Origin of the sequence: Streptomyces morookaense (assembly GCF_013030945.1) — a bacterium.
Lineage (GTDB): Bacteria > Actinomycetota > Actinomycetes > Streptomycetales > Streptomycetaceae > Streptomyces > Streptomyces morookaensis.
In genome coordinates, this window is sequence record NZ_JABBXF010000107.1 from 24116 (window position 1) to 33772 (window position 9657).

Below are 9657 nucleotides of genomic sequence, written 5' to 3' on the forward strand. Positions count from 1 at the left end.
GAACACCATGACCCGCGTGATCGCCGGCACCGCCGGCGGACGCCGCCTGGCCGTGCCGCCCGGCACCGGCACCCGCCCCACCTCCGACCGGGCGCGCGAGGGCCTGTTCTCCACCTGGCAGTCCCTCCTCGGCACCCTGGACGGCATCCGGGTGCTGGACCTCTACGGCGGTTCGGGCGCGGTCGGCCTGGAGGCCCTCTCGCGCGGCGCCGGGCATGTGCTGCTGGTGGAGGCCGACGCCCGCGCGGTGCGCGTGATCCGGGAGAACGTCCGGGTCATCGGGCTGCCGGGAGCCGAGGTGCGCACCGGCAAGGCCGAGCAGATCGCCGCCGGCGCCGCGCCCTCCGCTCCGTACGACGTGGTCTTCCTCGACCCGCCCTACGCCGTCACGGACGACGAGGTGCGGGAGATCCTCCTCACACTCCGTGCCGGGGGCTGGCTCGCCGAGGACGCGCTCGCCACCGTGGAGCGCAGCACCAGGGGCGGGGAATTCCGCTGGCCGGACGGCTTCGACGCACTGAGGGCCCGTCGCTACGGCGAGGGAACGCTTTGGTACGGTCGCGCCGCCTCGGCGTGCACTGCTGAGACATCATCAGGCACGTCATGAATGGACCGGAGAGCGAGGAACCACTGTTGCGCCGCGCCGTCTGCCCGGGGTCGTTCGACCCCGTCACCAATGGACACCTCGACATCATCGCCCGGGCCTCCCGGCTGTACGACGTCGTGCACGTCGCCGTGATGATCAACAAGTCCAAGCAGGGCCTCTTCACGGTCGACGAGCGGATAGACCTGCTCCGCCAGGTCACCGCCGAGTACGGCAATGTCCAGGTGGAGGCCTTCCACGGGCTGCTCGTCGACTTCTGCAAGGAGCGTGACATCCCCGCCATCGTCAAGGGGCTGCGGGCCGTCAGCGACTTCGACTACGAGCTGCAGATGGCCCAGATGAACAACGGCCTCTCGGGCGTCGAGACCCTCTTCGTCCCCACCAACCCCACCTACAGCTTCCTCTCCTCCAGCCTGGTCAAGGAGGTCGCGGCCTGGGGCGGCGACGTCTCCCACCTGGTGCCGCCGTTGGTCCTGGAGGCCCTCACCGAGCGTCTCGCCCGGAGCTGACGCCCCGGCGCGGTGCCGGTGAGTGCCCGGCGGGGTCCGCTGGCCGTACAGTCGTCCCCGTTCGTTCCCATCGGTCGGAAGAGAGTGGCGAGCGCCAGGTGGACGTACAGAAGAAGCTCGACGAGATCGTCACGGCCGTCGCCGGTGCCCGCTCGCTGCCCATGTCGGCCTCCTGCGTCGTCAACCGGGCCGAGCTGCTCGCGCTGCTGGAGGAGATGCGCACGGCGCTGCCCGGCTCGCTCGCCCAGGCGCGCGAGGTCATCGGCGACCGTGAGCAGCTCGTCGCGGACGCCCGCGAGGAGGCCGAGCGGATCCTGGACGCGGCCCGTGCCGAGCGCGGGACGCTGATCTCGGACACCGAGGTCGCGCGCCGCTCCCAGGACGAGGCGGACCGCATCCTCGCGGAGGCCCGCCGGGAGGCGGAGCAGATCCGCGCGGAGGCCGACGACTACGTCGACAGCAAGCTCGCCAACTTCGAGGTCGTCCTCACCAAGACCATCGGCTCCGTCGACCGCGGCCGCGAGAAGCTGCTCGGCCTGCAGGACGGCGGCGGCCCCGGCGAGGACGACGCCCCCGAGCGCAGCGCCGACCCCGCCACCCAGCGGCGGAACGCCGACGCCTACGTGGACGCCAAGCTGGGAGCGGTCTCGGCCGTCCTGGCCAAGACCCTGGAGGCCGTCGGCCGCGGCCGCGAGAAGCTGACGGGCGCCCGGCCCACGGACGAGCTCGGTGCCCTGGCCGCCCAGGGCGAGCCGCCGGCGGGCGCTCCCACCAGCGACGCGGACTTCCTCGCCGAACTCGCCGCCTCGCAGCAGCCGACGAGCCCGCCCCCGGTCCCGCAGCAGGCCGTCTACGCGGACTACCAGGAGCCCGCAGCGGCCTACCAGGACCCGTACGGCTACCAGCAGGCCTACCCGGCGCACCCGGACCCGTACGCCGTCCAGAGCGGCTACCAGGACCCGTACGGCTATCACCAGCAGCCCTACGCGGCACAGCCGCAGCAGGTGTCACAGCAGGTGCCGCAACAGCACCAGCCGCAGCCGCACCAGCAGGGCGCCGGGCTCGACGAGACGAGCTTCTTCGACACCGGGATGATCGACCTCGACCAGCTCCGCAGGTACGAGCAGGGCCGCTGACCGGCCAGGTCCGCAGCCGGACAACCGGAGCGGATTGGGCCCAGAGCGGGGCGTCCAGTATCCTGGCTCTTCGGTCGCGCATGCATCCGCGATCCAGGCTGCCCTCGGCGTTCCGTGCGAGGTGCGGCCTCACCCGCGTAGAAAGCAGGAAGCCCTGAACGCCCGCCTTGATCACCGTGACCCTCTCGTGTTCGACACACGCGAGCTGGGCCGGCGTCCCGGTGCGCTGAAGCGGCTCTCCCGCTCCGTCCCCGCCCCCAAGGACCTCGGTATCGAGGTCATCGGGGTGGCCGAGGGTGCGACCGTTGAGCTTGACCTCCGGCTGGAATCGGTCATGGAAGGGGTGCTTGTCACAGGCACCGCCCGTGCGCCGCTGACCGGGGAGTGCGTAAGGTGTCTGGAGCCGCTCGAGCAGGAGCTCGAAGTGGACTTCCAGGAGCTGTACTCCTACCCCGACCTCGACGAGCGGGGCCGCCTCGCGGCCACCGACGACGAGGACGAGGACGACGAAGAGGACACGCTCTTCCTCGAGGACGACTTGCTCGGCCTCGAACCCGTGCTGCGCGATGCGGTGGTGCTCGCACTGCCGCTGCAGCCGGTGTGCCAGGACGACTGCCCCGGCCTGTGCTCCGAGTGCGGAGCGCGGCTGGCGGACGACCCGGACCACCACCACGAGACCGTCGACATTCGTTGGGCGGCACTGCAGGGACTCGCCGGTTCCGACCAGGACGGCGAGAAGGACAACGCACCCCGTGCCAACGGGGATGACTCACAGGAGAAGTAGCCGTGGCTGTTCCGAAGCGGAAGATGTCGCGCAGCAACACGCGCCACCGCCGGTCGCAGTGGAAGGCTGCGGTCACCCCCCTGGTGGCGTGCGAGCGCTGCCACGAGCCGAAGCAGCAGCACATCGCGTGCCCGAGCTGCGGCACCTACAACAAGCGCCAGGTCCTCGAGGTCTGATCGGCGGGTGACAGGCTCCATGTCAGACGCCACTACGCCATCCCGCAGTCGCGGGAATGGGGCGCCTCAGGCGGACGCGGCCTCGTCTCACACGCTTCTGGAAGGGCGGCTCGGGTACACACTCGAGACCGCCCTTCTGGTGCGTGCGCTGACCCACCGTTCCTACGCCTACGAGAACGGCGGCCTGCCCACCAACGAGCGGCTGGAGTTCCTCGGGGACTCCGTCCTCGGCCTGGTGGTCACGGACACCCTGTACCGGATCCACCCCGACCTGCCCGAAGGCCAGCTGGCCAAGCTGCGGGCCGCGGTGGTCAACTCCCGGGCGCTGGCCGAAGTCGGCCGGGGCCTGGACCTGGGCGCCTTCATCCGGCTCGGCCGCGGTGAAGAGGGCACAGGCGGCCGGGACAAGGCTTCGATCCTCGCGGACACCCTGGAAGCGGTCATCGGCGCGGTCTACCTGGACCAGGGCCTGGACGCCGCTTCGGAGCTGGTGCACCGGCTCTTCGACCCGCTGATCGAGAAGTCCTCGAACCTCGGCGCAGGCCTGGACTGGAAGACCAGCCTCCAGGAGCTCACGGCCACCGAGGGTCTCGGTGTCCCGGAGTACCTGGTCACGGAGACCGGTCCCGACCACGAGAAGACCTTCACGGCTGCTGCCCGCGTCGGTGGTGTCGCGTACGGCACCGGCACCGGCCGCAGCAAGAAGGAAGCGGAGCAGCAGGCGGCGGAGTCCGCCTGGCGCGCCATCCACAAGGCGGCGGAGGAACGTGCCGCCGCCGCCAAGGAAGGCGGCTCCCCGTCGGCGGACACCGCCGACAGCGCGCAGCAGAGCGCATAGCACGAACCGCCGGCCGGTTCGCGGCACCGACTCCGGTGCCGCGAGCCGGTCTTCGTCTTTCCGCCGCCGGGGGGCGGCCGCCTGGAGGAGCACACCCATGCCCGAGCTGCCCGAGGTCGAGGTCGTCCGCCGTGGCCTGGAGCGCTGGGTCGGCGGCCGCACCGTCGCCGCCGTCGAGGTGCTGCACCCGCGGGCCATCCGCCGGCACCCGGCCGGACCGGTCGATTTCGCCGCGCAGTTGACCGGTCAGCGGCTCGGCACGGCCCGACGGCGCGGCAAATACCTGTGGTTGCCGGTGGGGGAGGGGAACCGGGCCGTCCTCGCGCACCTCGGCATGAGCGGCCAGCTGCTGGTGCAGCCGCCGGCCGCCCCCGACGAGAAGCACCTGCGCATCCGCATCCGCTTCGCCGACACCGAGGGCACCGAACTCCGCTTCGTCGACCAGCGCACCTTCGGCGGGCTCTCGCTGCACGACACCGTCCCCGGCGACCCCGACGGCCTCCCGGACGTCATCGCACACATCGCCCGGGACCCGCTGGACCCGGCCTTCGACGACGCCGCGTTCCACGCGGCGCTGCGCAGGCGCCGCACGACCGTCAAGCGGGCCCTGCTCGACCAGTCGCTGATCAGCGGCGTCGGCAACATCTACGCGGACGAGGCGCTCTGGCGGACGCGCCTGCACTACGACCGCCCCACCGCGACCCTGACCCGCCCCCGGACCGCCGAACTGCTCCTCCATATCCGCGAGGTCATGAACGAGGCCCTGGCGGCCGGCGGCACCAGCTTCGACAGCCTCTACGTCAATGTGAACGGCCAATCCGGCTATTTCGACCGGTCGTTGGACGCGTACGGGCGCGAGGACGAACCGTGCCGCCGCTGCGGCACGGCCATGCGCCGGCACCCCTGGATGAACCGCTCCAGCTACTTCTGCCCCCGCTGCCAGCGGCCGCCGCGCGCCGCGTAGGTCCCGCCCCGTCAGGGGCGCCGCTGCTCCGCGTCGTAAACCTCGCGTGCGGCAAGCACATCCGGCATCCGGCTCTCCAGCAGCCCGATCAACTCCAGGAGCTGCTCGGCGACTTCGCGTCCGAGCGCGGTCAACGCATAGTCCACGCGCGGCGGATTCACCGGCTGCGCGTGCCGGTGCACAAGCCCGTCCCGCTCCAGCGCCTGCAGCGTCTGGGACAGCATCTTCTCGCTGACGCCCTCGACGCGGCGGCGCAGTTCGTTGAACCGCAGCGTGTCCTCGCGCAGCGCGCCGAGCGTGAGGGCGCCCCACCGGCCGGTGACATGGCCCAGGGTGTCGCGGGAGGGGCAGTTCCGCGCGAAGACGTCGAACGGCAGCTGGTCCTGATCCTGATCCATGCAGACACCCTACTCCGGCACAGCGCTTACCAACAGGTTGCGCTTTCCAAAAGTTAGTGCTTTCCTTTCGGCATCGCACTTCGCAACTCCGAGAGGTATCCGCCGTGTCTGCCGTGACCGCGCCCGTCGTCTCCATCGCCTACCACTCCGGCTTCGGCCACACCGCCGTCCTCGCCGAGGCCGTCCGCTCCGGCGCCGCCGCGTCCGGTGCGACCGTTCACCTGATCAAGGTCGACGAGATCACCGAGGCCCAGTGGGAGCTGCTCGACGCCTCCGACGCGATCGTCTTCGGCTCGCCCACCTACATGGGCACCGCCTCCGGCGCCTTCCACGTCTTCGCCGAGGCGAGCTCCAAGCGCTGGGCGACCCGGGCCTGGCAGGACAAGCTGGCCGCGGGCTTCACCAACTCCGCCTCCAAGAGCGGCGACAAGCTGCACACCCTGCAGTTCTTCTCGCTGCTCGCGGCCCAGCACGGCATGAGCTGGGTGAGCCTCAACCTGTTCCCGGGCTGGAACGCCTCCACGGCCTCCGAGAACGACCTCAACCGCCTGGGCTTCTTCCTCGGCGCCGCGGCCCAGTCCAACAACGACCAGGGTGCGGAGGCCGTCCACCAGGCGGACATCGAGACGGCGCAGCACCTGGGCCGGCGCATAACGGAGCAGGCCCGCATCTTCGCGGCCGGCCGCGCGGCGGTGGCCTGACGCACGACGGGAGGGCGCCCGGCGCCCTCCCCTGCGGGGGCTAGTACCCGAAGTCCTGCGTCCACCAGGGGCCGCCGTCCCCCATGTGCACGCCCACCCCCAGCCGTTTGTACTCGCAGTTGAGGATGTTCTGGCGGTGCCCGGCGCTCTGCATCCATGCGTTCATCACCGCATGGGCGTCCGGATGTCCGCGCGCGATGTTCTCGCCGCCGAGGTTCTTGACGCCGCGCCGTGCGGCGCGGTCCCACGGCGTCCTGCCGTCGGGGTCGGTGTGGTCGAAGAAGTCCCGCCGGGCCATGTCGTCGCTGAACGACTGGGCCAGGCCGTTCAGTCTGCTGTCCGCCCGCAGCGGCTTGCAGCCCGCCCGCGCCCGTTCCTCGTTGACCAGGGACAGCACCAGGTGCGCCGCCGCGGTGTGCGGGTCGGCCAGCCTCCCGTGCAGATGGGCCGAGTCCTCCACGGCCGCGCCGGCACCCGCCGAGGCGACGCCCGCGTCGGTGGCGGTGTGCACCGACGCGGCGGTGTGCACGGTGCCCGCGTGCGGGTCCTGCTGTCCGGGCGCGGCGGCCGCCATGGGGGAGTCCGGACCGCGCCCGCGCTCGGCCCCGCGGCCGGCGCGGGCGTCCTCGGCGGTCCCGCGGTCCGGGACCGGCTGCCGTTCCTGTTCCACCACCGGCCGGGCCTGCGCCCGGTGTTCCTCGCGCCCGCCGCCCGGCGCGGCCGGCCGGGAGCGCTGGCTGGGCGTGCCGGGCTGCGGCTGGTCCGCCCGCACCTGCCCGGGTGTGCCGGCGGCACTGGTGCCCCCGGTGTCCTGGGTGGCGAGGCCCCCGCCCGGCAGCAGTCCGGAGATCATGGCCGCGGCGCCCATGGCCACGGCCGCGGACGCGCCGAGCAGGCCGGCCCGCCGGGCGGCCGGGGCGCCGCCCCGCGCCTTGATGCCCTTGGCCCGCCCGGGGCGCCGCGCACTGCGGTGACGTCCGGCGCTGCCGTCGCCGTCGGCGGGGATGACGGGGATGGGCTGAGTGGTCGCTTCCGAAGGGTCCTCGTCGGGGCCGAGCGGCGCGGGCCGCTCTCTCGTCCGCGGGGCCCTCGCTTTCCGGGCAATCGATGCCGCTTCGTCAGCGGTGAGGGGGGCAGAGCGTCGATGGCGACCCATCCGCTGCCTTCCTTGTGTGCTCGGCGTGAAAGTGCGTCACTCGTACGGGGGAGCCTTACGGTGCCGCGACTGTACGACATGCACTGCGGGGCCGAAGTGCTTCGTATGCAATTGGCCAGTTAGCGTGCAGACATGAACGAGAATGTCCGTCTCACGGCGTGGGTCCGTGGTCATGTGCAGGGTGTTGGCTTTCGTTGGTTCACTCGGGCCAATGCCTTGGCGATCGGTGACCTGACCGGCTTCGCCTCGAACCTCGCCGACGGACGGGTACAGGTGGTCGCCGAGGGATCCCGCGCCCACTGCGAACAATTGCTCGACTGGTTGCGGGACGGCGACACGCCCGGGCGGGTGGACGGCGTCACGGAGATCTGGGGCGTCCCGCGGGGCGGTTATGACGGTTTCGAGATGCGCTGACCCCCGGCCCGGCGTCCCTCGGACATTCCGTTGATATGCCTTTGGCATATTCGTCCCACCGGAATTGCCTGATGGTTGCCAACTCGGCGACGGCGTGCAAGGCTGCCTTCCAACGGATGATCTCCACGCCCTACGGGCCCCGGGTGAGGAACAGCGGCGCGCATCGACGCCCCGCCACCCCTGGGACGCCTGCGGATACGGGGTGTGATCGTGTTGACCGTCAAACCTTTTGGTGAGACTCTGGAAGCCCCGCGCACCTTAGCTGTTTGGCATTGAAACACCGCAGTAGCGATGGCAGACACCGCGGGTGCGAATCCCTCACGACCCACACCGCTTCGGTCGGTCACTCAGTGTGGAGGACCATCCATCATGGCAAAGGCGCTTCTCGGTTACGTCGGCGGCTCCGACCCCCGAGTCCTCGCCGAGATGCGACGGCTTCAGCAGCGAGTCCAGGACCTGGAATCCGAGCTCATCCGGATGCAGGCCGAGAACGACGCGCTGACTGCCGCCGCTCACCACGGTGACTCGCTGCTCGACAGCATCGACGTATCCAAGGCGGAGCCTGCGCTCGCCTGACCGTAAGCCCTGCCCCGGGGGCTGGTCGGGCTGCACTGTTCAGTCAGCCGCTTCAGATTCTGCAAGGGACGCTCCGGCGTCCCTTCGTCGTATCCGTCGTATCTTCGGCGCCCTGCCGTTTTCCTCCGCAGCCCCCTTACGTTCAGGATGTGCCCGGCACCTTCCGGGGTGAAACCGAGATGAACGGTAGAGTCCTGCTGCGTGCACCTCAAGAGCCTTACCCTGCGCGGGTTCAAATCCTTCGCCTCCGCGACGACCCTGCGCTTCGAACCCGGCATCACCTGTGTCGTGGGCCCCAATGGTTCGGGTAAGTCCAACGTCGTCGACGCACTTTCCTGGGTCATGGGCGAGCAGGGTGCCAAGTCGCTGCGCGGCGGCAAGATGGAGGACGTCATCTTCGCCGGGACCACCGGCCGCCCGCCCCTGGGCCGCGCCGAGGTCTCCCTGACCATCGACAACTCCGACGGCGCCCTGCCCATCGAGTACGCCGAGGTCACCATCACGCGGACGATGTTCCGCAACGGCGGCAGCGAGTACCAGATCAACGGCGACACCTGCCGCCTGCTCGACATCCAGGAGCTGCTGTCCGACTCCGGCATCGGGCGCGAGATGCACGTCATCGTCGGCCAGGGCCAGCTCGACTCCGTCCTGCACGCCGACCCGCTCGGCCGCCGCGCCTTCATCGAGGAGGCCGCCGGCGTCCTCAAGCACCGCAAGCGCAAGGAGAAGGCGCTGCGCAAGCTCGACGCGATGCGGGCCAACCTCGCGCGAGTCCAGGACCTGACCGACGAACTGCGCAGACAGCTCAAGCCGCTCGGCCGGCAGGCCGCGGTCGCCCGCAGGGCCGCCGTGATCCAGGCCGACCTGCGCGACGCCCGGCTGCGGCTGCTCGCCGACGACCTGGTCGCCCTGCGCGAGGCGCTGAGCGCCGAGATCGCCGACGAGGCGGCGCTCAAGTCCCGCAAGGAGACCGCGGAACAGCAGCTGCGGGAGGCGGCCCGGCGCGAGGCCGAGCTGGAGGAGCAGGTCCGCGAGCTGACGCCGCGCCTCGCCCGCGCCCAGCAGACCTGGTACGAACTCTCCCGGCTCGCCGAGCGCGTCCGCGGCACCATCGGGCTCGCCGACGCCCGCGTCACCAGCGCCACCGCGGCCCCCGCGGAGGAGCGGCGCGGCCGCGACCCGGAGGACCTGGAGCGCGAGGCGGCCCGCATCCGCGAGCAGGAGGCCGAGCTCGAAGCCGCGCTGGAGGCGGCCGGGCGGGCCCTGGAGGACACCGCCCGGCACCGCGCCGAGCTGGAGCAGCGCCTGGCGGAGGAGGAACGCCGGCTGCGCGACGCGGCCCGCGCCGTCGCCGACCGCCGCGAGCAGCTCGCCCGGCTGCACGGCCGGGTCACCGCCGCC

Annotated in this window: 13 protein-coding genes; 11 read left to right on the forward strand and 2 right to left on the reverse strand. The window is 71.4% G+C overall.

Translation table 11 applies throughout. The features are described from left to right. Positions 1-7: 7 nt before the first annotated feature. The 7 genes from rsmD (at position 8) to mutM (ending at position 5011) form a co-directional block, all read left to right on the forward strand. Positions 8-607, forward strand: a complete 600-nt coding sequence (rsmD, locus tag HG542_RS31425) for a 16S rRNA (guanine(966)-N(2))-methyltransferase RsmD (RefSeq protein ID WP_171087493.1) — start codon at positions 8-10, stop codon at positions 605-607. Beyond that, positions 604-1113 (forward strand): pantetheine-phosphate adenylyltransferase, encoded by a 510-nt coding sequence (gene coaD, locus HG542_RS31430; RefSeq protein ID WP_171087495.1) that lies wholly within the window; start codon positions 604-606, stop codon positions 1111-1113. The genes rsmD and coaD overlap by 4 nt, the downstream gene beginning before the upstream one ends. Positions 1114-1211: 98 nt before the next feature. After that, positions 1212-2249, forward strand: coding sequence for a F0F1 ATP synthase subunit B (locus tag HG542_RS31435; protein WP_171087498.1), 1038 nt, complete (start codon positions 1212-1214; stop codon positions 2247-2249). A gap of 187 nt (positions 2250-2436) precedes the next feature. Next, positions 2437-3033, forward strand: coding sequence for a YceD family protein (locus HG542_RS31440; RefSeq protein ID WP_171087500.1), 597 nt, complete (start codon positions 2437-2439; stop codon positions 3031-3033). 2 nt (positions 3034-3035) lie between these two features. Next, on the forward strand, positions 3036-3209 hold the full coding sequence (gene rpmF / locus HG542_RS31445; protein WP_015657589.1) for a 50S ribosomal protein L32: 174 nt from the start codon (positions 3036-3038) through the stop codon (positions 3207-3209). A gap of 19 nt (positions 3210-3228) precedes the next feature. Beyond that, positions 3229-4047, forward strand: a complete 819-nt coding sequence (gene rnc, locus HG542_RS31450) for a ribonuclease III (RefSeq protein ID WP_171087502.1) — start codon at positions 3229-3231, stop codon at positions 4045-4047. 97 nt (positions 4048-4144) lie between these two features. Next, complete coding sequence (gene mutM, locus HG542_RS31455; protein WP_171087503.1) at positions 4145-5011, forward strand: bifunctional DNA-formamidopyrimidine glycosylase/DNA-(apurinic or apyrimidinic site) lyase; 867 nt, start codon at positions 4145-4147, stop codon at positions 5009-5011. Positions 5012-5022: 11 nt separating this feature from the next. Here the strand turns inward: mutM and HG542_RS31460 are convergent, their stop codons facing one another. After that, positions 5023-5409: a winged helix-turn-helix transcriptional regulator gene (locus HG542_RS31460; RefSeq protein ID WP_171087505.1), complete on the reverse strand. Its 387-nt coding sequence runs from the start codon at positions 5407-5409 to the stop codon at positions 5023-5025. Positions 5410-5522: 113 nt separating this feature from the next. Between HG542_RS31460 and HG542_RS31465 the strand changes: the two genes are divergently transcribed. Then, positions 5523-6110, forward strand: a complete 588-nt coding sequence (locus HG542_RS31465) for a flavodoxin family protein (RefSeq protein ID WP_171087516.1) — start codon at positions 5523-5525, stop codon at positions 6108-6110. 40 nt (positions 6111-6150) lie between these two features. Here HG542_RS31465 and HG542_RS31470 read toward each other — a convergent pair whose 3' ends face one another. Then, positions 6151-7266: a CAP domain-containing protein gene (locus HG542_RS31470; protein WP_171087507.1), complete on the reverse strand. Its 1116-nt coding sequence runs from the start codon at positions 7264-7266 to the stop codon at positions 6151-6153. A 132-nt stretch (positions 7267-7398) separates the two neighbouring features. On the opposite strand from HG542_RS31470, the gene HG542_RS31475 reads away from it, so the two are divergent. The 3 genes from HG542_RS31475 to HG542_RS31485 all read left to right on the forward strand — a co-directional run. Beyond that, positions 7399-7680 (forward strand): acylphosphatase, encoded by a 282-nt coding sequence (locus tag HG542_RS31475; RefSeq protein ID WP_171087510.1) that lies wholly within the window; start codon positions 7399-7401, stop codon positions 7678-7680. Positions 7681-8049: 369 nt separating this feature from the next. Then, positions 8050-8256, forward strand: coding sequence for a hypothetical protein (locus HG542_RS31480; RefSeq protein ID WP_171087512.1), 207 nt, complete (start codon positions 8050-8052; stop codon positions 8254-8256). Positions 8257-8457: 201 nt separating this feature from the next. Beyond that, positions 8458-9657, forward strand: a 1200-nt coding sequence (locus tag HG542_RS31485; protein WP_171087514.1) for a chromosome segregation SMC family protein, incomplete at its 3' end; no start/stop codon positions are given.